At 67.1% G+C, this 22,582-nt stretch carries 22 protein-coding genes and 1 tRNA gene; 11 read left to right on the forward strand and 12 right to left on the reverse strand.

Annotation, left to right across the window (positions count from 1 at the left end; all coding sequences use genetic code 11):
• Positions 1 to 148 precede the first annotated feature (148 nt).
• The 3 genes from ACT3S6_RS00895 (at position 149) to ACT3S6_RS00905 (ending at position 3,099) form a co-directional block, all read left to right on the forward strand.
• A complete protein-coding gene (locus ACT3S6_RS00895; protein WP_443384145.1) occupies positions 149 to 574 on the forward strand; it encodes a hypothetical protein in 426 nt (141 codons plus the stop codon).
• 78 nt (positions 575 to 652) lie between these two features.
• On the forward strand, positions 653 to 1,840 hold the full coding sequence (locus ACT3S6_RS00900) for an amidohydrolase (RefSeq protein WP_443384146.1): 1,188 nt from the start codon (positions 653 to 655) through the stop codon (positions 1,838 to 1,840).
• A 29-nt stretch (positions 1,841 to 1,869) separates the two neighbouring features.
• Complete coding sequence (locus ACT3S6_RS00905; RefSeq protein WP_443384147.1) at positions 1,870 to 3,099, forward strand: CaiB/BaiF CoA transferase family protein; 1,230 nt, start codon at positions 1,870 to 1,872, stop codon at positions 3,097 to 3,099.
• Positions 3,100 to 3,154: 55 nt separating this feature from the next.
• Here the strand turns inward: ACT3S6_RS00905 and ACT3S6_RS00910 are convergent, their stop codons facing one another.
• Positions 3,155 to 4,312 (reverse strand): cystathionine gamma-synthase, encoded by a 1,158-nt coding sequence (locus ACT3S6_RS00910; protein WP_444553339.1) that lies wholly within the window; start codon positions 4,310 to 4,312, stop codon positions 3,155 to 3,157.
• A 32-nt stretch (positions 4,313 to 4,344) separates the two neighbouring features.
• Positions 4,345 to 5,721 (reverse strand): cystathionine beta-synthase, encoded by a 1,377-nt coding sequence (locus ACT3S6_RS00915; protein ID WP_443384149.1) that lies wholly within the window; start codon positions 5,719 to 5,721, stop codon positions 4,345 to 4,347.
• A 115-nt stretch (positions 5,722 to 5,836) separates the two neighbouring features.
• Between ACT3S6_RS00915 and ACT3S6_RS00920 the strand changes: the two genes are divergently transcribed.
• Complete coding sequence (locus ACT3S6_RS00920; RefSeq protein ID WP_444553340.1) at positions 5,837 to 6,865, forward strand: DNA-3-methyladenine glycosylase family protein; 1,029 nt, start codon at positions 5,837 to 5,839, stop codon at positions 6,863 to 6,865.
• Between the two features lie 15 nt (positions 6,866 to 6,880).
• Here ACT3S6_RS00920 and ACT3S6_RS00925 read toward each other — a convergent pair whose 3' ends face one another.
• Positions 6,881 to 8,590 carry an AMP-binding protein gene (locus tag ACT3S6_RS00925; protein WP_444553341.1) on the reverse strand — a complete coding sequence of 570 codons (1,710 nt, stop codon included), beginning with the start codon at positions 8,588 to 8,590 and terminating at the stop codon, positions 6,881 to 6,883.
• 98 nt (positions 8,591 to 8,688) lie between these two features.
• Positions 8,689 to 9,057, reverse strand: coding sequence for a thioredoxin (gene trxA, locus ACT3S6_RS00930; protein ID WP_443384152.1), 369 nt, complete (start codon positions 9,055 to 9,057; stop codon positions 8,689 to 8,691).
• A gap of 151 nt (positions 9,058 to 9,208) precedes the next feature.
• Here trxA and ACT3S6_RS00935 point away from each other — a divergent pair, with 151 nt between their 5' ends.
• Positions 9,209 to 9,622, forward strand: coding sequence for a hypothetical protein (locus ACT3S6_RS00935; RefSeq protein ID WP_443384153.1), 414 nt, complete (start codon positions 9,209 to 9,211; stop codon positions 9,620 to 9,622).
• A gap of 103 nt (positions 9,623 to 9,725) precedes the next feature.
• Here ACT3S6_RS00935 and ACT3S6_RS00940 read toward each other — a convergent pair.
• Positions 9,726 to 9,807: transfer RNA gene (locus ACT3S6_RS00940), tRNA-Tyr, on the reverse strand.
• A 180-nt stretch (positions 9,808 to 9,987) separates the two neighbouring features.
• Here ACT3S6_RS00940 and ACT3S6_RS00945 point away from each other — a divergent pair.
• On the forward strand, positions 9,988 to 10,476 hold the full coding sequence (locus tag ACT3S6_RS00945) for a YajQ family cyclic di-GMP-binding protein (RefSeq protein ID WP_443384154.1): 489 nt from the start codon (positions 9,988 to 9,990) through the stop codon (positions 10,474 to 10,476).
• Between the two features lie 72 nt (positions 10,477 to 10,548).
• Here the strand turns inward: ACT3S6_RS00945 and efeB are convergent, their stop codons facing one another.
• The 4 genes from efeB to htpX all read right to left on the reverse strand — a co-directional run bounded on the left by efeB (position 10,549) and on the right by htpX (position 14,906).
• A complete protein-coding gene (gene efeB, locus ACT3S6_RS00950) occupies positions 10,549 to 11,862 on the reverse strand; it encodes an iron uptake transporter deferrochelatase/peroxidase subunit (protein ID WP_443382573.1) in 1,314 nt (437 codons plus the stop codon).
• Positions 11,863 to 11,864: 2 nt separating this feature from the next.
• Complete coding sequence (gene efeO / locus ACT3S6_RS00955) at positions 11,865 to 13,028, reverse strand: iron uptake system protein EfeO (RefSeq protein ID WP_443382571.1); 1,164 nt, start codon at positions 13,026 to 13,028, stop codon at positions 11,865 to 11,867.
• 47 nt (positions 13,029 to 13,075) lie between these two features.
• Positions 13,076 to 13,933 carry an iron uptake transporter permease EfeU gene (gene efeU / locus ACT3S6_RS00960; protein WP_443382569.1) on the reverse strand — a complete coding sequence of 286 codons (858 nt, stop codon included), beginning with the start codon at positions 13,931 to 13,933 and terminating at the stop codon, positions 13,076 to 13,078.
• A 106-nt stretch (positions 13,934 to 14,039) separates the two neighbouring features.
• Positions 14,040 to 14,906, reverse strand: a complete 867-nt coding sequence (gene htpX / locus ACT3S6_RS00965; RefSeq protein ID WP_444553342.1) for a zinc metalloprotease HtpX — start codon at positions 14,904 to 14,906, stop codon at positions 14,040 to 14,042.
• Between the two features lie 243 nt (positions 14,907 to 15,149).
• Here htpX and ACT3S6_RS00970 point away from each other — a divergent pair, with 243 nt between their 5' ends.
• Together ACT3S6_RS00970 and ACT3S6_RS00975 are read left to right on the forward strand one after the other, a co-directional pair.
• The gene (locus tag ACT3S6_RS00970; protein WP_443382563.1) at positions 15,150 to 15,614 is read left to right on the forward strand and encodes a Fur family transcriptional regulator; all 465 of its coding nucleotides are present in this window, start codon (positions 15,150 to 15,152) and stop codon (positions 15,612 to 15,614) included.
• A 47-nt stretch (positions 15,615 to 15,661) separates the two neighbouring features.
• On the forward strand, positions 15,662 to 17,158 hold the full coding sequence (locus tag ACT3S6_RS00975) for a catalase (RefSeq protein ID WP_443382560.1): 1,497 nt from the start codon (positions 15,662 to 15,664) through the stop codon (positions 17,156 to 17,158).
• A gap of 90 nt (positions 17,159 to 17,248) precedes the next feature.
• On the opposite strand, the gene ACT3S6_RS00980 is transcribed toward ACT3S6_RS00975, so the two are convergent.
• The 3 genes from ACT3S6_RS00980 to ACT3S6_RS00990 form a co-directional block, all read right to left on the reverse strand.
• The gene (locus ACT3S6_RS00980) at positions 17,249 to 18,682 is read right to left on the reverse strand and encodes an FAD-dependent oxidoreductase (protein ID WP_443382557.1); all 1,434 of its coding nucleotides are present in this window, start codon (positions 18,680 to 18,682) and stop codon (positions 17,249 to 17,251) included.
• 197 nt (positions 18,683 to 18,879) lie between these two features.
• Positions 18,880 to 19,176 carry a hypothetical protein gene (locus ACT3S6_RS00985; protein ID WP_443382555.1) on the reverse strand — a complete coding sequence of 99 codons (297 nt, stop codon included), beginning with the start codon at positions 19,174 to 19,176 and terminating at the stop codon, positions 18,880 to 18,882.
• Between the two features lie 99 nt (positions 19,177 to 19,275).
• On the reverse strand, positions 19,276 to 19,620 hold the full coding sequence (locus tag ACT3S6_RS00990) for a WXG100 family type VII secretion target (RefSeq protein ID WP_443382552.1): 345 nt from the start codon (positions 19,618 to 19,620) through the stop codon (positions 19,276 to 19,278).
• Positions 19,621 to 19,820: 200 nt separating this feature from the next.
• On the opposite strand from ACT3S6_RS00990, the gene ACT3S6_RS00995 reads away from it, so the two are divergent.
• Genes ACT3S6_RS00995 through ACT3S6_RS01005 form a run of 3 tightly spaced genes read left to right on the forward strand, consistent with a single transcriptional unit; the run spans position 19,821 to position 22,580 of the window.
• Positions 19,821 to 20,150 (forward strand): hypothetical protein, encoded by a 330-nt coding sequence (locus ACT3S6_RS00995; RefSeq protein ID WP_443382549.1) that lies wholly within the window; start codon positions 19,821 to 19,823, stop codon positions 20,148 to 20,150.
• A 6-nt stretch (positions 20,151 to 20,156) separates the two neighbouring features.
• Entirely contained in the window at positions 20,157 to 21,503 is a 1,347-nt protein-coding gene (gene eccD, locus ACT3S6_RS01000) for a type VII secretion integral membrane protein EccD (RefSeq protein WP_444553343.1), read from the forward strand.
• Positions 21,504 to 21,518: 15 nt separating this feature from the next.
• Positions 21,519 to 22,580 (forward strand): nucleotide-binding protein, encoded by a 1,062-nt coding sequence (locus ACT3S6_RS01005; RefSeq protein WP_443382543.1) that lies wholly within the window; start codon positions 21,519 to 21,521, stop codon positions 22,578 to 22,580.
• The last annotated feature ends 2 nt before the right edge of the window (positions 22,581 to 22,582 follow it).

Here is a 22,582-nt window from a genome sequence, read left to right on the forward strand (position 1 = left end):
CGGACTCACACACGATGAGCTCCTGCCTCAAGAATTGGGCAGGATGCGAGGGAAGCCGGATATCGGTGAGATCCCAGTCTACAGCAGGGACCGGCGTGAGGACGGGCCGGACGCTGTGCGGTTGGGCACACCCAGTAGGCTGGCAGGCGTGGAGAAACTACCCCTGACCCTGCGCCTGGCCGTCGGCTGGTGGACCGTGCTGGCTGCCGCTCTGCTGGGGCTGGGCATCGCCTCGTGGGGGAACTCCAAACTGTTGGAGGACCGGGGCCCCTCGGGCCTCGTGGCCCTGGGGGTGCTGCTGGCCCTGCTGGGGCTGGGCGTCGGCTACGGTGCCTGGCGCCTGGCCCGCGGGAAACTGGCCGGGCGGGCCTGGTTGACCACCGTCGGACTCATCGGCGGGGTGCCGTTGATCCTGCGCGGCCCGCGACTGGGGGTCATCGGGGCGACCCTGCTCATCGGCGTCGTCCTGCTCTGGCTGCCGCCGAGCCTGGCCTATTTCAAGGAGCAGTCCCGGGCGGCCCGGGCCGAGCGCAAGGCCCAGCGCCGCGCCCTGCGCACCCGTCCCCCGAAGTAGCAGGCCCTACCGTGTCGCAGCTCACGGCGGGGCGATAGGCTCGGGGCATCCCGTCTCCGCTCCGAAAGGGCTTCACCCATGAGTCTGCTGGCCATCATCAACGCACACGTCGTCCCCATCGAGGCCGAACCCTACGACGGGGCCGTCGTCGTCCGTGACGGCAGGATCGAGGCCAGCGGCCCCGATATCGTCGTTCCCTCCGATGCGGAGATCGTCGACGCGGACGGCCAATGGCTGCTGCCGGGCTTCATCGACGCCCACGTCCACCTGGGTATGCACCCCGAGGGCGAAGGCGACGCCAGCGCCGATGTCAACGAGATGACCGACCCGATCATGGCGGCGGTCCGCGCCATCGACGCGGTGGACCCCTTCGACCCCGGCTTCGACGATGCGCTGGCCGGGGGCATCACCACGGTCAACGTCAACCCCGGCTCGGGGAACCCGGTGGGCGGTCTGGCGGTGGCCATCCACACCCATGGCCGCTACATCGACGAGATGGTGCTGCGCTCCCCCAGCGGGCTGAAATCAGCCCTGGGTGAGAACCCCAAACGGGTCTACGGGGAGAAGAAACAGACCCCTTCCACCCGGCTGGGGACGGCCATGGTGATCCGCAAGGCCTTCATCGAGGCGCAGAACTACATGGCCAAGGCCGACCCCGAAGCCATCGACCCGCGGCTGGAGGCCCTGGCGATGGTGCTGCGCCGGGAGATCCCGTGGCGTCAGCACTGCCACCGCACCGACGATGTGGCCACCGCCATCCGTCTGGCCGAGGAATTCGGGTACGACCTGGTCATCGACCACGGCACCGAGGCCCACCTGATCGCCGATCTGCTGGCCGAACGGAACATCCCGGTGCTGATCGGCCCGTTGTTCACCACCAAATCCAAGGTCGAACTCCGCGGACGCTCCCTGGCGAACCCGGGCAAACTGCACGACGCCGGGGTGGAGATCTCCGTGATCACCGACCACCCGGTGGTGCCCATCAACTTCCTGGTCCACCAGTGCACCCTGGCAGTGAAGGAGGGGCTGGACCCGGTGACGGCGTTGCGCTCGATCACCATCAACCCGGCCCGCGTGCTCGGCCTGGCCGACCGCCTGGGGTCCATCGAGGCGGGCAAGGACGCGGATCTGGTGTTGTGGTCCGGGGATCCGCTGGATGTGATGCAACGGGCGCAGCAGGTGTTCATCGGAGGCCGGAAGGTCATGGAGTTCGACGCCGGGACCCGTCTTCCCGTCGTCGCCGACCGGGCCCCGTCCCTGCGCTAGGTCCCCTCCCCGTCCCGAAAGGAGACTTCATGTCCCCCACGAACGCTTCGTCCCCCTCCACCGCCGGCGGACCGCTGGCCGGATACACCGTCCTGGACCTGACCCGGGCACTGGCCGGACCCCACGCCGGCATGATGCTCGGTGACCTCGGGGCCCGGGTCATCAAGATCGAGACCCCCGGCACCGGGGACGACACCCGGAGCTGGGGCCCGCCCTTCGTCGGACCCGAGGACGACCCCCAGGCCACCTACTTCCTGTCCTGCAACCGCAATAAGGAATCGCTGTCCCTGGACCTGAAATCCGCGGAGGGCCGGGAGACGTTGACCGCGCTAATCCGCCGGTCCGATGCCCTGCTGGAGAACTTCAGATCGGGGGTGCTCACCCGCTTGGGGTTCTCCATGGAGGCGTTGCAGGAGCTCAATCCCCGGTTGGTCATCCTCTCGATCACCGGTTTCGGCCACGACGGGCCGGAGGCCCGGCGCAGCGGCTACGACCAGATCGTCCAGGGCGAGGCGGGGCTGATGTCGTTGACCGGGTCGGGCCCCGATGACCCCCAACGGGTCGGGGTGCCGATCACCGATCTGCTCTCGGGCATGTATGGCGCCTACGGGGTGCTCGCGGCACTGCTGGAACGGGAGAAGACCGGACGCGGCCAGGTGGTGCGGACCTCGCTCCTGGCGTCGGCCATCGGGGTGCACGCCTTCCAGGGCACCCGGGCGACCGTCGCCGGGGAGGTCCCGAGAGCCCAGGGCAACCACCACCCCTCGATCGCCCCCTACGGGCTGTTTGCCTGCCGCGGCGGCAACGTCCAGATCAGCGTCGGCAGCAACAAGCTCTGGAAGGCGCTGACCGGGGCCTTCGGCCTCGACGGCGACGACCCCGATTTCGCCACGAACGCCGAGAGGGTCCACCACCGCGAGAAGCTCATCACCGTGATCGAGGATGCCTTCAGCGCCTATGCCCCGGCCGACCTGCTGGAGAAGCTGAACGAGGCAGGGGTCCCCGCCGGGAAGGTCAGGACCCTGGACGAGGTCTACGCCTGGGACCAGGTCGAATCCCAGGGCCTGCTGGTCGACGTCGACCATCCGGTGCTCGGGACGATCCAGTTGCCCGGCCCGCCGCTGCGCTTCTTCGACGCGGCCACCGCCGAGGAGACGACCCGCACCACCCATACGTCCCCTCCCCTGCTCAATGCCGACGCGGAGTCCATCCGCTCCTGGCTCGAGGAGGAGAACCCTGCCTCGTCGACCGGGGACTAGGAAGCAGTGGCCCCGGCCGCCTGTCCCGGCGGGGCAGGCGGCCGGGCCGGTCGGCCTATAACCGGCTGAAGGCCCGGTCGAGATCGGCGATCAGGTCCTCGACGTCCTCGATCCCGCAGGACAGGCGCAGCAGGTTCACCGGAACCTCCAGCTCGGTGCCCTTGACCGAGGCGTGGGTCATCTCCGACGGGTAGTTCATCAACGATTCGATGCCGCCCAGCGATTCGGCCAGGGTGAAGACCCGGGTGGACTCGGCGATCTTCCGGGCCGCGGCCTCGCCGCCGGTGAACTGCACCGAGACCATCCCCCCGAAGCCACTCATCTGGCGCGCCGCCAACTCGTGGCCCGGATGCTCCGCCAGACCCGGATAGAGGACCTTTTCCACCTCTGGTCGGCCCTGCAGCCATTCGGCGACGGCCTGGGCGTTGTGGCAATGCCGATCCATCCGCACGCCCAGGGTCTTCAGCCCACGGGTGGTCAGGAACGCATCCAGCGGACCGTTGACCGCGCCGGCCGCGAACTGCAGGAAGCCGATCTTCTCCGCCAGCCCGGCCTCCTTGACGATGACCGCCCCACCCCCGACGTCGGAGTGGCCCCCGATGTATTTGGTGGTCGAGTGGACCACCACGTCCGCACCCAGGTCCAACGGCTGCTGCAGGTAGGGCGATGCAAAGGTGTTGTCCACCACCAGCAGGGCCCCGGCGTCGTGCGTGGCCCGGGCGACGGCGGCGATGTCGGTGATCTTCATCATCGGGTTCGAGGGCGTTTCCAACCACACCAGTGCCGTCCGATGCGCGGCGATCGCGGTGGCCAGTGCCTGCGGGTCCGCCATGTCCACGGCGGTGTTGCCGATGCCCCAGTCCCCGAAGATGCCCGAGATCAGCCGGTAGGTGCCGCCATAGGCGTCGTTGCCCAACACGATGTGGTCCCCGGGGCGGGTGAGCGCACGGATCAGCGAATCCTCGGCGGCCAGACCGGAGGCGAACGTCAAGGCATGGGTTCCGTTTTCCACGGCCGCCAGCTGTTCCTGCAGCGCATCGCGGGTCGGGTTGGTGCCGCGGCCGTATTCGTAGCCGTCACGCAACCCGCCGATGCCGTCCTGGGCATAGGTGGTGGAGAAATGCACGGGGGGCACGACGGCGCCGGTGCGCGGTTCGAAGGCCTGTCCCGCGTGGATGGCACGGGTATTGAAGCCGCTCGTCGGGCTGCTCATGGGGGTTCTACCTTTCGCTGGGATGGGCTGGGTCAGTGGTTCAGGTGGTTCAGCAGGTCCTGCCGGGTCAGCACCCCCGCGGGGGCCCCATGGTGGGTGACCAGCAGGGCGTTGGCCTCCTGGAGTCGGGTTCGGGCCGCTCCGATCGTCTCTCCGGCCCCGATCAGGGGCATGGGGGCGCCCATATGCCCGGCGACGGCCTCGGTCAGGGCCGCTTCGCCGGAGAAGAGCAGTGCGGTGAGTTCACGTTCGTCGACGCTGCCGACGACCTCGCCCAGGCGCACGGGGGGCTCGGCGGTGAGCACGGGCAGCACCGAGACCCCGTATTCGTTCATGATGTCGATGACGTCGCGCACCGACTCCCCCGGGTGGGTATGGATCAGCTCCGGCAGGGCGCCGGTCTTGCCGGCCAGCACCTGCGCCACGGTCCCCTCCTCGCCGTCGGTGATGAATCCATAGGACTTCATCCAGGAGTCGTTGAAGATCTTCGCCAGGTAGCCGCGTCCGCCGTCGGGCAGGATGGCCACCACGACGGCGTCCTCGTCCAGGTCCTTCGCCGCTTCCAGGGCCGCCACCACCGCCATGCCGGAGGAGCCCCCGACCAGCAGGCCCTCCTCCCGGGCCAACCGGCGGGTCATCGCGAACGAATCCGCGTCGTCCACGGCGATGACCTCGTCGGGAATCGAGGGGTCGTAGTTGCCCGGCCACATGTCCTCCCCGACGCCTTCGACGAAATAGGGCCGTCCGGTGCCCCCGGAATAGACGGAGCCGTCGGGGTCGGCGGCGATGACCTTGACCTGTCCGGTGGCCCGATCCGCCGACACCTCCTTGAGGTAGCGACCGGTACCGGTGATGGTGCCCCCGGTACCGGCGCCGATGACCACATGGGTCAGCTTCCCGTCGGTGTCCTTCCAGATCTCGGGGCCGGTGGAGGCGTAATGGCTGGCGGGGGCGGCGGGGTTGGAGAACTGGTCGGGTTTATAGGCCCCGGGGATCTCCCGGACCAGCCGGTCGGAGACCCCGTAATAGGATTCGGGTGATTCCGGTGCCACCGCGGTCGGGGTCACCACGACCTCGGCGCCGTAGGCGCGCAGCACATCGAGCTTTTCGGCACCGACCTTGTCGGGGGCCACGGAGATCGTCTGGTAGCCCTTGGCCTGGGCCACCAGGGCCAGTCCGACGCCGGTGTTCCCCGACGTCGGTTCGACCACCGTCCCCCCGGGGGCCAGTTCCCCGGATTCCTCCGCGTCCTCGATCATCTTCAACGCGATCCGGTCCTTGATGGAGCCCCCCGGGTTCAGGTACTCCACCTTCACCAGGATGGTGGCCCGGAGGCCGTCGGTGACCTTGGACAGTTTCACCAACGGGGTGTTGCCGATCAGTTCCAGAACGGATTCCGCGTATTTCATAGGCCGACTCTACCGCCGGGCCCACGGGGCCCCCGGGTCCGGCGCAACCCGGAGTCATGGAGTGCGCCCGGGCCTTCGGCTGGGTCCTGGGGCGTCCGGGTGGGATCATCGGGGGATGACCTCCACCCCTGCTGCGGGCCTCCCGACGTCGGCAGCCCTGCTGCGTCCCACCGGCCCGGTGGACGCCCCGGATGCCCACCGGCGGTGGTCCGCCCCGGCCGGATATGACCTGGCAACGACGCTCGGAGTCCTCCAGCGTGGCACCCACGATCCGTGCACCCGTGTGGGACCGGGTCTGGCCTGGCTGTGCTTCGAGACCGGCCAGGGCCCCGCCACCTTGCTGGTGATGCGGGACCGTGGAAGCCCCCTGGAATCCGGTGGCCACGGCCCCGGACCGGAATTCTCCGTGCGGGCCTGGGGGCCCGGGGCCCAGCAGGCCGTGCTCTGCGCTCCGGCACTGCTGGGCGCAGCCGATGACTGGTCGGGCTTCGACGCCGGGGCCCGGCATGAGCTTCCACACTGGATCGCCGAGGCACGACGGCGGAACCCTGGCTTGCGCCTGCCCTCGACCGGCCGGGTCTTCGATGCCCTGGTGCCGGTCATCCTGGAACAGAAGGTCACCACCATCGAAGCACGCCACGCCTGGCGGTATCTGGTCTCGCGTTTCGGCGAACCGGCTCCCGGTCCGGCGCCCGAGGGCCTGGCCATCGCCCCCGGAGCCCACCGGCTGCGCCTGATCGGCGGCTGGGACTGGCATCGGGCCCGGGTGGATGACTCACGCCGTCGCACCGTTCTGCGGGCCGCCGAAGCGGCCGCCGGAATCAACCGGCTCGGTGCCGTGGAGCTCGCCCGCAACCCGGGCTCCACGCTGCAGTCGGTTCCCGGAATCGGCCCGTGGACCACCGCCGAGACCCTGCAGCGCAGCCATGGGCACCCCGATGCGGTATCCGTCGGCGATTTCCATCTGGCCGCCTACATCGGCCATGCCCTGGCCGGGAAGTCCACCGACGACGCCGGGATGCTCCGGTTGCTGGCCCCCTTCGCCGGGCATCGCCAACGCGTGGTCCGGCTGATCGGGCTGTCCGGATTCCGCAAACCGTCCTTCGGGCCCCGGCTGGCCCCGATGGACCACCGGGGCCGCTGAGCCGGGTCGGCGCGGCTAGTCCCCGGCCACCATCCGGATCGCTTCCTGGCGCATCTCCACCTTGCGGATCTTCCCCGAGATCGTCATCGGGAAGCTGCTGCGGATCTGCACGTAGCGGGGGATCTTATAGTGGGCGATCTGACCGGTGCAGTATTCGCGGACCGTTTCCAGGGTCATCTCCTGCGCCCCTTCATGCAGGATGATGCAGGCCATGATCTCCTCCCCGTACTTCTGGTCGGGCACCCCGATCACCTGGACGTCCTGGACATCCGGATGGCGGTAGAGGAACTCCTCGATCTCCCGGGGCGAGACGTTCTCGCCGCCGCGGATGATCAGATCCTTGATGCGCCCTTCGACGCGGACGTAGCCGTCCTGGTCCATCGAGGCCAGGTCCCCGGTGTGCATCCACCCGTCCGGATCGATGGCTGCGGCGGTCTTCTCCGGTTCGTTCCAGTAGCCCTTCATGACCGCGTAGCCGCGGGTGCACAACTCACCGGTCGATCCCCGGGGAACCACGTCCCCCGACACCGGGTCGACGATCTTGGATTCGAGCTGCGGCATGGTCCGGCCCACGGTTTGCGTGCGGCGTTCGAGGGAATCATCGGTGCGGGTCATCGTGGAGACCGGGGAGGTTTCGGTCATGCCGTAGCAGATGGCCACTTCGGCCATGTTCATCTCGGAGATCACCCGTTCCATGACCTCCTCCGGGCAGGTCGCCCCGGCCATCACCCCGGTGCGCAGGGTGCCCAGGTCGTAGTCGGCGAAGTCGGGAAGGGCGAGTTCGGCGATGAACATCGTCGGTACCCCATATAGGCTGGTGCCTCCGTGGTCCTGCACGGCCTGCAGGGTTTCATCCGGTTTGAAGGCCCGGCCCGGCAGGACGGTGGCCGCCCCGTGGGAGAGGGCCCCCAGGTTGCCGATGACCATCCCGAAGCAGTGGAAGAACGGGACCGGAAGCACCACCCGGTCGTTCTCGGTGTAGCCGAGCAGCTCGGCGATATGGAAGCCGTTGTTCAGGATGTTGTGGTGGCTCAGGGTCGCACCCTTGGGGAATCCCGTGGTCCCCGAGGTGTACTGCAGGTTGATCGCCTCATGGGGGTCCAGCGATTCCAGGATCGTTTCCAGGTGCGCCTGCGGTGTTTGGCCGGCCATTTCCAGCAAGGAATCCCAGGTGAATTCCCGTCCGGGGTTCCGGGCGGCATCCGCCGCGGGGTCTCCGCCGCGCGGTTCCATGCCCTCGGGGCGCGGCAGGTGGATCAGTTCCTGCAGGGGGTTGTCCTGTCCGGCCACGGTCCGGGCCATCGAGGTGTAGTCACTGCTCTGGTCCGACGGGGCGACGGCCAGGGCCCGCATGCCGCATTGGCCCACGACGAAGGAGAGTTCCTCCAGCCGGTAGGCCGGGTTCACGTTCACCAGGATGATCCCGGCCTTGGCGGTCGCGTATTGCAGCAACGTCCATTCGGCGCAGTTCGGACTCCAGATACCCAACCGGTCGCCGACGCCGATGCCCGCGGAGATCAGGGCCCGGGCGAGCTGGTCGGTGGCCCGGTCCATCTGGGCATAGGTCCAGCTGCGTCCGGTCGAGGCTTCCAGGACCGCCGGATGATCCGGGAACCGGGCCGCCACGGATCTGAAGTTCTCCCCGATACTCTGTTCCAGGACCGCGGGGGTGTTCCCCCCGTGGGTGTAGGAATCGGCGCTGGCTGGGTTGTCGGTATCCATCATCGACGGCACCTTTCAGGGGTTGCGGTCCAAACATCTGTGATCCACAACATATCAGCCCCGAACGGTGGCCCGACGCCCCGCGGAGGGCCGTCGCGGTGCTACTGGCCGGGGGTCTGCTCGGCGAGCTGGGCATGGACTTCCTGCATGTCGATGCCCTTGACCGCCTCGATCAGGTCATCGAACTGGGAGGACCCGATGGCCCCGGGCTGGGAGAACACCAGCACCCGGTCCCGGAAGGCCATCAGCGTGGGGATCGAGGTGATTCCCGCTGCCGCGGCCAGCCCCTGCTCGGCTTCGGTATCCACCTTGGCGAAGGTGATGCCCTCGTGCTTTTCCGAAGCCGCCGCGAAGATCGGGGCGAACTGCTTGCAGGGCCCGCACCAGGAAGCCCAGAAATCAACGAAGACAATATCGTTGTCCTGGATGGTCTGCTGGAACTGGTCTTCGGTGATGTCGATGGTAGCCATGCCTCCACGGTAGCCTTCCCCCCTGCCGCATGTCTGCCCCGGCGCCGTTCCGTGGTGGGTTTTCCACAGCCCGGGGTCCCCCCCTGTTCCGGGCCGTTGCCGCTCCCTAGGCTTGCCCCACTATGGAACCGGCGCCAAGGAAGGAACGCATATGCCACGGTGCACGCTGCTGTTCGTGATCGAAGGTGAACTCCTGCGGGAGTCCATCCGGGCCAGCTGCGAACTGGCCGACGAGTACCAACGCCTCATGCCCCAGGTGATGGAGGTGTCCAAGTCCGAGATCTTTGCCGTCGGTGAAGCCCCGAGGATCCAGCGGCGCATGCGCCTTCCGCGCCCGTTGGACGACTGCTCCTCGGCGGCCACCAGCGCCGGCCCGATCCACGCCCTCTGGTCCCCCGCCGGATGGCGGACCCCCGGCGATTGTCCTCCCGCGCCCCCGGATTCCAATGGGGCGACCGCTTGGCAATGGGCCCATTATGCGACCGTGATGAACGCCAGCCGGGAGGCCCACCTGATCCTGTGGGACCTCTATCTCAGGCACGTCGGCAACGAGCTGGCCGCCTGACGCCGTCCGGTCGGGCCACCGGAGGGAAGACCCGGCCCCGGACATGAGAAGACCCCGGACTCATGTGTCCGGGGTCTTCAGCGGTCCTGGCCGGGACCGTGGGTGGCAGATACTGGATTCGAACCAGTGAAAGCGATGCTAGCTGATTTACAGTCAGCCCCCTTTGGCCACTCGGGAAATCTGCCCGAAGTTCCGTAACGGAACGAGAAGAAACTTTACCGAAGTTCCTGCCAAGAATCGAATCGGGCCCCAAACCGGGCCCCGCCGGCCGGGCGGGCCCGCCCCCGGGGCCCGACAGGGTGCCCCGGATGGCCCCTGCCGATAGGCTGGAGGCCAATGCAGGGAAACCAACTTGAGGAGGACTTGTGGCCAGTGAATCCACATTCGATGTCGTGAGCAAGGTCGACAGCCAGGAAGTCTCGAACGCAATGAACCAGGCCCAGAAGGAAATCTCGCAGCGCTACGACTTCAAGGGCGTCGGAGCCGAGCTGGACTACAGCGGCGAGAACATCCTGCTGAAGGCCAGCTCGGAGGAACGCGTCAAGGCAGTGCTGGATGTCTTCCAGTCCAAGCTGGTCAAGCGCAAGATCTCGCTGAAGTCCCTGGATGCCGGAGAGCCCTACGCCTCGGGCAAGGAATACCGGATCGATGCCTCCATCAAGGAGGGGATCGCCCAGGACATCGCCAAGAAGATCAATAAGCAGATCCGCGACGAGGCCCCCAAGGGAGTGAAATCCACCATCCAGGGGGATGAACTGCGTGTCTCCTCGAAGTCCCGCGACGACCTGCAGGCCACCATGGAACTGCTGCGTAAATTCGAGGAAGTCGACCTGCAGTTCGTGAATTTCCGCTAGATCGTCACCTCATGGATCCCCGCGGGGCCGTAGTCCGCCACGGACTGCGGCCCCGCGGCGTTTCCGCAGCCCCTAGGTCTCGAACAGTCCCTGGCCGAGGTAGCCATCCGGCTCGGTGACCCCCGGGGGCACCGCGAAGAGCCCCGAGCCCGTATGTTTCAGGTACTCCACGAGCAGATCGTTCTTGGCCATCGCCATCTGCATCGGCACATAGTGGGTGCGCGGATCAACCACGTAGGCAATGAAGAACAATCCGGCGTCGAGCCGTCCCAACCCATCGGAACCGTCGGTGTAGTTGAATCCACGACGCAACATGCGCACCCCGGCGTTCCGGCTCGGATGGGCCAGTGCGACATGCGAATCCCCCGCAATCAGCGGTCCCGCGGAGCCCTTGAGCTCGAAGTCGGGTTCGTCGAATTCCCCGCCACCTGACAGGGGCGCCCCTTCGCGTTTGGTCCGTCCGATGTCCAGTTCCTGTTCACGCAGCGAGGTGCGGTCCCAGGTTTCGATGTGCATCCGGATGCGGCGGGCCACCATGTAGGTGCCCTCGTTCATCCACGCTTCCCCGCCCGTGGCCCCGGAGACCCACACATGCTCGGCGACGGCCTGGGTCTCCTGCGATTTGACGTTCGCGGTCCCGTCCTTGAAACCAAAGAGGTTTCTCGCCGTGACCTGGTCGGTCGAGGTGGAGGACGTGCGCCCGAACCCGATCTGGCTCCACCGCACCCGGGCCCGTCCGAAGGCGATGCGCACCAGGTTGCGGACGGCATGCACCGCAATCTGCGGATCATCGGCGCAGGCCTGGACCACCAGGTCACCATCGCTGCGTTTCTCCTCCAGGGCGTCCCCGGGAAAGTGCGGCAGCTCGATCAGCGCCTCGGGGAGCCGCTCGGACAGGCCGAACCGGCCCTTCCCGTCCTTGGTGAAGAGCGTGCGCCCAAAGCCGATGGTCACCGTCAGATGGCTCGCCGGCAGATCCAACGCCTCCCCGGTGTCTTCCGGCGGGGCATCATAGGCGCCGCCGGTGGCCCCCTCGGGGCCGCCGACCGGCTGCCCTCCGGTCATCGATTCGATGGCGGCAGTCCAATCCTTCAAAAGCGAGATCAGTTCCTCCCGCTCGGTGGTCGTGACATCGAAGGCTGCGGTATGCATCCGGTCCTGTGCTTCGGTCTCGATCCCGGCCTGGTGATCTCCCCGGAAGGGCACGATGTCCTGGTCCGCCTCCGGCGCGGAAACACGCTCCACGGCGGAAGCCCCGGTGGCACCGGCGGCCACACCGACCACCCCGCCGATGCCCGCGGCAGTGAACAGGGTCCGGCGTCGCAGCCCGGGCCGCCGCTCCTGCGGCTCCGGCACCGTTTCTCCCTCGGGCTGTTGTTCCTCCACGACTACTTCACCACCGCGGCGGTCAGCCGGGAGAGCGGTTCGGCCAGGGCGTCGACGGCCGAGGCGAGTTCCTGTTTCTGGGACTCGGTCAGTTCATCGAAGTACACGAATCCGTCACCTCGCTGGTACTGGTCCAGGAGCTTCTGCAGCGCAGTGAAGTTCTTATCGAGGCTGGCGTCGAGCTTCGCGTCGTCGCGATCGAGCAACGGCTTCAGGTCCTCGTAGGCGATGCGGGCCCCATCGACGTTGGCCTGGAAGTCCCACAGATCCGTATGGGACCAGATCTCCTCTTCGCCGGTGACCTTCCCGGTGGCGACCTCGTCCAGGAGTTCCTTGGCCCCGTTGGCCAACGCGTCCGCGGTGAACTCCGTGTCCAGCGTGCGCTCCTTCAGTTCCTGGGTGTCGTCCACCATCTGGTCGGCGATCTCCTGGCGCTGGGCGGAGCTCATGGCCTGGTAGTCGTCCTTCGGCGGCCAGAGGTCCTTCTCCGCACGGTGCCAGCCGGTCCAGTCCTGGCCCGGCTCCAGATCAGCTTCCCGGGCGTCGAGGATCGGGTCCAGGTCCCCGAATGATTCGGCCACCGGTTCGATCCGCTCCCAATGCATACGCGTCGAGGCGTAGAGCTTCCTGGCCTGATCCGTCTCACCGTCGGCAAAGGCCCGGGCGAATTTCTTGGTGCCCGCCAGCAACTGGTCGGTCTGGTCCTTGACGTAGGCGCCGTACTGCGTCGTGGCCGTGTCCTGCAGGGCGGCCCGGTCGGCGCTGATCTCCTGGCCCTCGGGGACCGGTCCCACGGCGAAGTCCGCCCGGATCCCGTCGCCGACCATGCCCGGCTTGCACGCGGTGGCATATTTTCCTTCGGGGGCCACGACCACCAGATCCCGGCTCAGGCCCGGGCCGATGTTCTCCACCTCCCCGACGATGCGCAGGCCGTCGTCGGCTAGCAGGTAGAACTCGGTGACCTGGGACCCCTCGTTCTTCACCGAGAACTTGAGTGTCCCGCCCGGCACGGTATCGGTGCTGACCTCGCAGGTGTCATCGGTGCTGGTCACCGCGATGCTGCCGTCCCCGCCATCGGCGGTCGCATTGTTGTCGGTGCACCCGGCCAGGGCCAGCGCGGCCAGCGCCAGGGCGGCGACGGTGGGTAATGTGCGGTTCGGGGTCATGGGGTTCCTTGGTGGGTCGGGCGGAATCGCGGGGACGGCGGGGGGATTCAGGCGTTCGAGTCGACGACGGTGCCGGCAGAGGCCCCGGTCCGTGCCTCCGGGGTGCCGCGGCGCAGGCCGCGGAAGTAGAGGTAGAACACCGGGATGATGTAGCCGGTCCAGGCGATGGCCTCGAGCCAGGTGGTGGCCGGGGAGAAATTGAAGACCCCCTTGAGCACGGTGCCGTACCAGCTCGAGGGCGGGATGACGTGGGACACGTCGAAGGCCAGCCGATGCAGCCCCGGTAGGATGCCGGCTTCTTGTAGGTCGTGGATGCCATAGGCCAGGACCCCGGCAGCAACGATGATCAGTGCCGCCCCGGTCCAGCTGAAGAACTTGGCGAAGTTGATCTTGACGGCACCGCGGTGGATCAGGGCGCCCAGGACGACGGCGACGGCGAGTCCGAGCCCGGCGCCGGCGATAGGCTCCCAGGTCTCCCCCGTGGCGCGGGCCGCGGCCCAGATGAACAGGGCGGTTTCCAGGCCCTCCCGACCGACGGCCAGGGCAGCCACCAGGACCAGCATCCAGGCCTTCCCGTCGGCGGCACCATCGACCTTATGGCGCAGGTCGGTGGCCATGGACCGCGAGGTCCGGGCCATCCAGAAGATCATCCACGTCACGAATCCGACGGCGACCAGGGACAGGGTTCCTCCGATGGCCTCTTGCGCTTCGAAGGTCAGGCCGCGCGGGCCGAAGGTCAGCAGTGCCCCGAAGGCCAGTGACACGGCGACCGCGACACCGACGCCGGCCATGACCCGCGGCACCAGATGGGTCCGTCCGGTCTTGCCCAGGTAGGCCAATAGGAGCACCACGATCAGGACGGCTTCAAGCCCTTCCCGCAGGCCGATCAGGAAATTCGCGATCATCGTGGAGCTTCCGGGTGGACGTCAAGGTGTCTAGGTAAGCCTTACCTATGCTCATGACGATACGCAAGCCTGACCCAATGACCAAATGGGTGGTGCGCGGCCGCTTCTACTCCAGCGGCCGGCCCGCCATCTTCTCCAGCCGGGAGATGCGGTCCGCCATCGGCGGGTGGGTGGCGAAGAGCTTCTTCGCTCCGCCGAGGAAGGGGTTGGCGATCATCAGGTGGGAGGTGTTGACCAGGCGCTGATCCTCGGGCAAGGGCGCCCGCTGAACGCCGGTTTCGAGTTTGCGCAAGGCCGAAGCCAGGGCCAACGGGTCATTGGTCAGCGTCGCGCCGTCCTCGTCGGCGTCGTATTCACGGGTCCGGCTGATCGCCATCTGGATCAGCGCGGCCGCCAGCGGCGCCAGCAATGCGGTGGCGATCATGGCCAGCGGGTTGGCGTTGCGGCGGTCTCCGCCACCGAAGAAGAGCATGAACTGGGCCACCGAGGTCACCACGCCGGCGACGGCGGCGGCCACGGAGGAGGTGAGGATGTCCCGGTTGTAGACGTGCATGAGTTCATGGCCCAGCACTCCTCGCAGTTCACGCTCGTCGAGCAGGTTCAGGATGCCCTCCGTGCAGCACACGGCGGCGTTGCGCGGGTTCCGTCCCGTCGCGAAGGCGTTGGGGGCCGCGGTCGGGGAAACGAACAGCCGCGGCATCGGTTGACCGGCGCTGATGGAGAGCTGGTTGACGATCCGGTACATCGCCGGTTGTTCCTGTTCGGTGACCGGGTAGGCCCGCATCGAGCGGATGGCGATCTTATCGCTGTTCCAGTACCCGTAGGCGGTGGTCCCCACACCGATCAGGGCGAAGATCCAGATGAACGAGGACCTGCCCGTTCCGGAGGCGATCAGCGATCCGATGACCAACAGCAGGCCGAACAGGCCGCCGAGCAGGGCGGCCGTCTTGAGGCCGTTGTAATGATTGCGCACCGGGTGTGGCTCCTTGCTACTGCCTCTGCCCCTCGACCTGACGGGCGGGATATCTGCTTAACGTCCGCCTCCTGCCCGGGGTTCCGGATGAGCCGCGGATCACGGCGCCGGAGGAACGGACGGGATGGGGCTCCTCGACCCACCATTCTATGGCACGGCCCGGGGCGCCCCCATCCGGACCGGTGGCAGCCGACTTAGTCTGCCCTATCTTGACTTCATCAAAATAGGGAGTTGAATAGGGGTATGGATCACACGGAGCGGCTACACGAATTGGGACTGCGCGTGACACGCCAGCGCCTGGCCGTGCTGCGCTTCCTGGAAACGACTCCGCACTCCTCGGCCGATACGGTGGCCTCCGGAGTGCGTGACGAGTTGCCCGAGGTGTCCATGCAGTCCGTCTACAACGTGCTGAACGACCTCACGGCGCTGGGGATGCTGCGGCGGTTCACTCCGCCCGGTTCCGCGGCCCTGCACGAGACGCGCGTGGACGACAACCACCACCACGCGGTGTGCATGACCTGTGGACGGATCGAGGATGTCGAGTGCGCGGTGGGCCATGCCCCCTGTCTTTCCCCCTCCGATACGCATGGCATGAACATCCAGATCGCTGACGTGGTCTATCAGGGGGTATGCGCTTCCTGCAGGGAATCGGCGCATGCCACCGAGGGTGGCGCTTCCGGGGCCCAGCCCCGGGAGAGCGTTGCCTGAGACCGCCCAGTCATCGACCAGCAAACCATCACCTGAAGGAGAACCTCTTGTCTGAGAACTTCACCACCACACAAAGCGGTGCCCCCGTCCCCAGTGACGCACACTCGCTGACCACCGGCGCCAACGGCGTCACGGCCCTGCACGATCGTTACCTGGTCGAAAAGCTGGCCTCGTTCAACCGCGAACGCGTCCCGGAGCGCAACCCGCACGCCAAGGGCGGCGGAGCCTTCGGCGAACTGACCATCACCGAGGACGTCTCGAAGTACACCCGGGCCGCGGTCTTCCAGCCGGGCGCCAAGTCCGAGACGCTGGCACGCTTCTCCTCCGTCGCCGGCGAGCAGGGCTCCCCCGACACCTGGCGTGACGTGCGTGGTTTCGCCCTGCGTTTCTACACCACCGAAGGCAACTACGACATCGTCGGCAACAACACCCCGGTGTTCTTCATCCGCGATGGCATCAAGTTCCCTGACTTCATCCACTCGCAGAAGCGCCTGAACGGCTCTGCCCTGCGTGATGCCGACATGCAGTGGGATTTCTGGACCCTTTCCCCCGAGTCCGCTCACCAGGTCACCTACGTCATGGGCGATCGTGGCCTGCCGACCTCCTGGCGCGAGATGAACGGCTACGGTTCACACACCTACCAGTGGATCAATGCCGAGGGCGAGCGCTTCTGGGTCCAGTACCACTTCCAGTCCCGCCAGGGCGTCCACAACATGAACAACGACGAGGCGGAAAAGCTCGCCGGCTCCGACGCCGACTTCTACCGTCGCGACCTGTACGAGAACATCGAGGCCGGCAACTTCCCGACCTGGGACGTGTTCGTGCAGATCATGCCGTATGAGGATGCCAAGACCTACCGTTTCAACCCCTTCGACATCACCAAGGTGTGGCCGCACGCCGACTACCCGCTGGTGAAGGTCGGACACTTCACGTTGAACCGCAACCCGCAGAACTTCTTCGCCGAGATCGAGCAGGCCGCCTTCTCACCGTCGAACATGGTTCCGGGCACCGACATCAGCCCCGATAAGATGCTGATGTCCCGCGTGTTCTCCTACCCGGATGCCCAGCGCAACCGCATCGGCACGAACTACAACCAGTTGCCGGTGAACCAGCCGCGCGCTGCCCATGTGAACACGTACATGCACGAAGGCAACATGCAGTACCACTTCAACGACGCCACCACGCGCCCCTACACGCCGAACTCCTACGGTGGAGCGGCAGCCGAGCCGGAGCGTGCCGGCGAAGGCAGCTGGGAAACCGACGGGACGCTCGTCCGCGCCGCACAGACCCTGCGCAGCGAGGACAGCGACTTCGGCCAGGCCGGAACGCTGTACCGCGACGTCTTCAGCGCCGAGTCCAAGGAGCGCTTCCACGACAACCTGCTTGGACAGGTTGCCGGCATCACCCGTGATGACATCCGCGAGCGCTTCTTCCAGTACTGGACGAACGTGGACGAGAACCTCGGTCAGATCCTGCGCGACGGCCATGCTGCGGGCAACCAGGGCACGACCGATGGCGCGTCGGAGCAGTCCGGCAAGGCCTAGGCAGCCCGTCCCCGGCACCCGCCGGTGACCGACAGAAAAGCCCGGGATCCCTTCGAGGGGATCCCGGGCTTTTCCGGTGGCGGCTCCGAACTACGGCTGCTGGGAGATCCGCACCATCTCCTCGCGCTCGACGACCTTGACCCGCTCACGGGATACCGGTCCACGGCTGGTTTCCACGGCACCTGCCGCCTCCCCCAGGGAATGCTCGTGCGCATCCAGGGCGACCCAGCCCTCCCACGTCGTGAAGGCGACTTCGCGTTGCTTGAGCAGGTCGATGATCGCCTGTTCATCGGGATGCACCGCAGCCGGCAGCTCCAGCCGGTCCTCCAGCAGGTTGCCGATGGTCTCGAGGGCATCGCCCTTGGTGCTACCGATCAGGCCCACCGGACCGCGCTTGATCCACCCGGTGGCATAGAGCCCGGGAATCTTCTGCCCGTCATCGTGCAGGACGCGTCCGCCCTCGTTGGGGATCACGCCACGGTTCGGGTCGAAACCGATCTCGGCCAGCTCGGAGCCGAAGTAGCCGATCGCCCGGTAGACGGCCTGGACACCGTAGTCCACCAGCTCCCCGGTCCCGCGCACGTTGCCGGTCCCGTCCAGTTCCTGACGTTCGAACCGGATGGCCTCCACGGACCCGTTGGACCCGGTGATCTCCACCGGGGCGTGCAGGAAGTGCAGATGCAACCGCCGCGAGGCCGGGGTCCGAGTCCCGGCGTCCTCGGCCTCCTCCCGGTCCTCCTGCTCGACCAACCAGTTGGTGAGTGTATTGACCATCGTCTTGGCCTGGTTGTTCGTCTTGATCGCCTCATCGGAGGCATCGTCGAACTCGAAATCCTCCGGGTAGAGGACGATGTCCACATCCCTCGAATGTGAGAGTTCGCGCAACTCCAACGGGGTGAACTTCACCTGGGCGGGGCCCCGCCGGCCGAAGATATGCACATCGGTCACCGGTGAGGCGGCCAGGCCCGCATGGACGTTGTCCGGGATCTCGGTGACCAGCAGGTCCTCGGGATGCTTGGAGAGCATCCGGGCGACGTCCAGGGCGACGTTGCCGTTGCCGATGACCGCGATCTGCTGCGCGTCCAGGGGCCAGGTCCGCGGCACATCGGGGTGCCCGTCGTACCAGGACACGAAGTCCGCGGCCCCGTAGGCGCCCTCGAGGTCCATGCCCGGGATGTTCAGGTCGGCGTCCTTGATCGCCCCGGTGGCGAAGATGACTGCGTCGTACATGTCACGGATGTCGGCCAGGGTGATGTCCTGGCCGTAGTTGACGTTCCCCAGGAAGCGGATGTCCCCGCGGTCCAGGACCTTATGCAGGGCCTTCACGATGCCCTTGATCCGCGGGTGGTCCGGGGCGACGCCGTAGCGGATCAGCCCGTAGGGGGTCGGATACCGGTCGAAGAGGTCGATGCTGACCTCGAACTCGCGTTCGGCCTTGGTCAGGATGTCCGCGGCATAGACGCCCGCAGGACCGGCGCCGATGATGGCGACTCGCAGCGGACGATCAGCAGCTGGGTTGGACACTGTTTTTCCTTTCGGCGGTACTCCTGGGATGCGTCATTCCGGAGAATAATTAACACACGGCCACCTAGTCTAATTGCCAGAGCGCCGGCCCGCGCATTTGTGTGGGAGCGCACACACCAAGGGGGCGGGTGGCCGGCCGGCCACCCGCCCCCTTGGGACGTCGATCGCAGCGTGGTGCACCGCGATCCATCAGCGGATCAGCTCCAGATGCCCTGGACCTTCCCGCTGGCGTCCTTGGCCGTCACGGAGTTCTCGCCCAACAGCTTGCGCGCCCTGTGCACGAGCTGGAGGGTTTCGTTGGCGGCATCGATCCAGTCCTTTTCGACGCTGGAATAGGCATCTCCCGAGTTGTTGTCCTCCCAGTTGTCCTTGACGAACTTCGTCTGGGATTCGCGGTCGCCGATGATGCTTTCGATGCGTCCGGCAATGCGGATGATGTCGCCTTCGGTACGCGAGGCGGCGTCACTGTCAAACTGAATGAGGCCTTCTTGCATGTTCGATTCCTTTGCTGCGGGTCCGTGTCGGACCGGTATGTCGGGTTGGTGGGGCGCTGGTGCGCGTGGACAGCCCCCGGAGGCGCTGCGCGGTAGTGGCTATTTGGAGAAGCTGAAGCCCGAGGTCTTGGCTCCCGCAGCCTGTCCTTCGGCTTGCTTGCCTTCGGCATCGAAGGCGTCATCCATCTGGACGTAGTGCTTGGCGCTCTCGGCCTGACCCTGCGAAATACCCGACAGTGCCTTGATCAGGTCCTGCTGGACCCGCTGGGACTCGACCATGAAGTTCTGGTAGGAGACCGCCCCCTGGCCCTTGAAAGTGGTCTTCAAGTCCTCGACGCCGTCGACGAGCTCCTCGACCAGTCGCACCAGCTCATCGCCGGAGCCGCTGGACTCTTCAGCCGCCTTGTTCATGGCGTTGACGTCCATTTTTCCCTTGAAACTCATATCCCGCTTCCCTTCATCGATGCGTGGCGGTGGCCTCGCTGACCGTGCTTTGCTTGCTACCAGCTAACGGCAAGGCAACAAACAGGGTCAAGCGTCCTGCATGGGGAGAACTACCCATGCCCCCGGTTTCCTGCCATTTTTCGTCCATCGACCTGACATGATGGACTCACACCACCACATTGTTAGACCGAAAGGGCTCCATGGCGACTGAATTCGACAACCAGCTCATCGAGTCGGTCGCCGTCCGTCGCAACCGGGTCACCGATGCCCTGCTCTATGGCGAGAACCCGACCGAGCGCCGTTGGAAGGCCACGACGAAGCAGTTCCTCTTCAGCCTCGTCGCCGCGGCCTTGATCACCGCCATCTGCATCGGGATCTCCTTCGTCTCCAACATGCTTGCCACCCGAGCCGAGGAAAAGAAGCAACGGCAGGATCAAATGCAGAGTTCCGCCGCCGCCTTCATCGGGCCGACCCAGTCGGCCTGGTCTTCGTCCAACCCGAGCCCGAGCCCCGGAAGGATGGGGAACTAGCCCGTCATGGCCCAGCCCTACACACGCGTGACCCTTGTGGGGGAACGCCGCAACGCCGACCTCCTGCTGCCCGCCACCGAATCGGTGGGAACACTGATGCCGCAGATCCTGGACCTGCTGGGCGACAACCCGGGCGACGCCGTCGCGACCAAGGTCCTTCTGACCGCCAGCGGGGAACCCATCCCAGCCCGGGAGACCTTGACCCAGGCGCAGGTCTTCGACGGGGCACGGCTGACCCTGCTCAGCAACAGCGAAGCCCCGCCCCCTGCCGTCGTCTATGACATCTCCGATACCGTCGTCGAGCAGTCCCGTGAAGTACGCGGTTCCTGGGACCGGACCCATCTGGTCACCGCGTCGGGGATCTTCGCCGCATTCGGGCTTTGGCTGGCGCTGGACATCCTGTTGGGAAGGTATCTGCCCGATGCCCGCTGGTGGGTCCTGCTCGCCGTGGGGGCCGGGCTGCTGGCACTGGGCGCCTCGGTCTCCGCTGCGTCCCGCCCGGTGGCCTCCGCCCTGATGGGCGCCGGATGGGGGGCGGGCATGATCGGTCTGCTGCACTGGACCGCGGCTCCCTCGTTGCGATTGCTGCTGGCCGCGGCAGGCACCGCCGTATTCGTCGCCTGCCTGGCCACGGTGCTCAAACATCCCCGGGCCGTCCTGCTGGGTGCCGGTGTCCTCGGGACGTTGGCCGGCATCTGGGCCGTGGCCCTACCCCTGGCCCGGTGGACAGCGGCCAGCACCGATACCGACCTCCTCGTCGGGGTCGGTGCCATCGCGGCGATCTGTTCGGTGCTCATCATGGGCCTGCTGCCGGCCCTGGCCCTGTCCCTGTCGGGTTTGTCCACCCTCGACGACCAGCGGGCCAACGGCACCTCGATCTGGCGCCGTGATGCCATCACCGCCATCCGTTCGGCCCACGCCGGCCTCACCCTGGCCACCGTGGCCGCAGCCCTCTCCGCGGCCGCCGGGATGTGGCTGGTTGCCACGGGCGATCGGCATCCGGTCTGGACGCTTCCCCTGCTCCTTGCTCTCGCGTTGGCAACCCTGCTGCGCTCGCGGGCCTTCCCCCTGGCCCTGGAGCGCTATTCGCTCTATGCCGCCACCGCCATCGGGGTCCTGGCCGGTGCCGGGGCCCTGACCCGGCTGAACGAAGACACCGTATGGATTGTCGGGCTGTCGATCCTGGTGCTGGCCGTGGTGATCGGCCTGGGGTTGGCCGTGGACCTTCCGGACCATATCGAGGCACGGATCCGACAGATCTGTGAACGCCTCGAAACCCTGGCCATCCTCGCCACGATCCCCTTGCTCATCGGCTACTTCGGCGTCTACGCCCAAATGCTGGACACGTTCTAGCACGGAGGACCTTCCATGACCGCACCTCAGACTCCCGGCCACCCCGCGGGCGAGCAACCACTCGACCCGTGGGGACAGCCGATCACCGATCCCTGGGCCCCCGCACCGGGCCGCCGGCGCGCCGGTTCCGTCCCGGCTCCCGGCCCTTCCGCCCCGCCTGCCCAGTCCTCCCCCGGCACCCTGGGGGCCCCGCTGGAGAACGACCGACGCCGGCTCTCCGGCGTCCGCGCCACCGGGGGGTCCTTCCCGCGGGCCCTGCAGATGTTGTTCGGCGGCAAGCACCGGGCCACGCAGGTCAGCCAGTTTGCTGCCGGCGTGCAGGCGCCGGTCACCACCGGTCGACGGATCGCCGTGGTCTCGACACGCGGCGGTGCCGGAAAGACGACTGCCTCCGCACTGCTCGCCCGCACCTTTTCCGCCCTTCGGCCCGACAGTGTCTGCGTCCTGGACCTCGACCCGGGCCACGGAAGCCTCGCCCTGCGGCTGGGACTCGATCAGGCTCCCTCGCTGGACTCCATCGTTCCCGAACTCACGAACGGCGCCCAACCCGGGGCCGCGCATCTGGCAGGGTTGCTGGCCCCGGCCGCCGAAGGCCTCTATGCAACGGGTCCTCGGTCGGGGTCGGCACAGCGAACCGGCGCCCCGTTGCTCCGCGAAGCCGCCTCCACGGTCTCGAGGTATTTTCCGATCACCCTGCTCGACTGCCCCACCGGTCTGCAGGCCCCCGAGACCCAGGCGGCGCTGGCCGATTGCCATGGGGCCCTCTTCATGGTCCCGGCGACCCTATCCGGCCTCGATGACGCGCTGGCGGCCTTGTCCAGATGGCGGGCGAACCCGCTGTTGTCCGGCTTGCCCCTGACGGTGCTCGTGATGCAGCAGGACCGTTCATCGGCCCTGCAGGCCCTCGATCAGGCGGGCCGGCTCTCCCGCCTCGGATTCGATGCCCATGCCATCGGCTACGATCGCCATCTGGCCGCAGGGGCCCTCATCACCTTGCCGTTGATGCTTCCTGCCCATCGGGAGGCTGCCACCGCACTGGCTGCCCGTAGCCTCGAACTGGCCAACGGGGTCCGGTAGCC

Source organism: Arthrobacter sp. AOP36-C1-22, from assembly GCF_052377515.1.
Classification (GTDB): Bacteria; Actinomycetota; Actinomycetes; order Actinomycetales; family Micrococcaceae; genus Arthrobacter_H.

What these genes read in the sequence shown, in the direction of transcription:
- trxA (WP_443384152.1), bottom strand. Translation starts at nt 9,057, where the DNA reads ATGGCTACCATCGACATCACCGAAGACCAGTTCCAGCAGACCATCCAG.
- ACT3S6_RS00990 (WP_443382552.1), bottom strand. Translation starts at nt 19,620, where the DNA reads ATGAGTTTCAAGGGAAAAATGGACGTCAACGCCATGAACAAGGCGGCT.
- ACT3S6_RS00905 (WP_443384147.1), top strand. Translation starts at nt 1,870, where the DNA reads ATGTCCCCCACGAACGCTTCGTCCCCCTCCACCGCCGGCGGACCGCTG.
- ACT3S6_RS00910 (WP_444553339.1), bottom strand. Translation starts at nt 4,312, where the DNA reads ATGAGCAGCCCGACGAGCGGCTTCAATACCCGTGCCATCCACGCGGGA.
- ACT3S6_RS00925 (WP_444553341.1), bottom strand. Translation starts at nt 8,590, where the DNA reads ATGATGGATACCGACAACCCAGCCAGCGCCGATTCCTACACCCACGGG.
- ACT3S6_RS00920 (WP_444553340.1), top strand. Translation starts at nt 5,837, where the DNA reads ATGACCTCCACCCCTGCTGCGGGCCTCCCGACGTCGGCAGCCCTGCTG.
- ACT3S6_RS00900 (WP_443384146.1), top strand. Translation starts at nt 653, where the DNA reads ATGAGTCTGCTGGCCATCATCAACGCACACGTCGTCCCCATCGAGGCC.
- efeO (WP_443382571.1), bottom strand. Translation starts at nt 13,028, where the DNA reads ATGACCCCGAACCGCACATTACCCACCGTCGCCGCCCTGGCGCTGGCC.
- ACT3S6_RS00985 (WP_443382555.1), bottom strand. Translation starts at nt 19,176, where the DNA reads ATGCAAGAAGGCCTCATTCAGTTTGACAGTGACGCCGCCTCGCGTACC.
- ACT3S6_RS00970 (WP_443382563.1), top strand. Translation starts at nt 15,150, where the DNA reads ATGGATCACACGGAGCGGCTACACGAATTGGGACTGCGCGTGACACGC.
- ACT3S6_RS01005 (WP_443382543.1), top strand. Translation starts at nt 21,519, where the DNA reads ATGACCGCACCTCAGACTCCCGGCCACCCCGCGGGCGAGCAACCACTC.
- eccD (WP_444553343.1), top strand. Translation starts at nt 20,157, where the DNA reads ATGGCCCAGCCCTACACACGCGTGACCCTTGTGGGGGAACGCCGCAAC.
- ACT3S6_RS00935 (WP_443384153.1), top strand. Translation starts at nt 9,209, where the DNA reads ATGCCACGGTGCACGCTGCTGTTCGTGATCGAAGGTGAACTCCTGCGG.
- efeU (WP_443382569.1), bottom strand. Translation starts at nt 13,933, where the DNA reads ATGATCGCGAATTTCCTGATCGGCCTGCGGGAAGGGCTTGAAGCCGTC.
- ACT3S6_RS00915 (WP_443384149.1), bottom strand. Translation starts at nt 5,721, where the DNA reads ATGAAATACGCGGAATCCGTTCTGGAACTGATCGGCAACACCCCGTTG.
- ACT3S6_RS00995 (WP_443382549.1), top strand. Translation starts at nt 19,821, where the DNA reads ATGGCGACTGAATTCGACAACCAGCTCATCGAGTCGGTCGCCGTCCGT.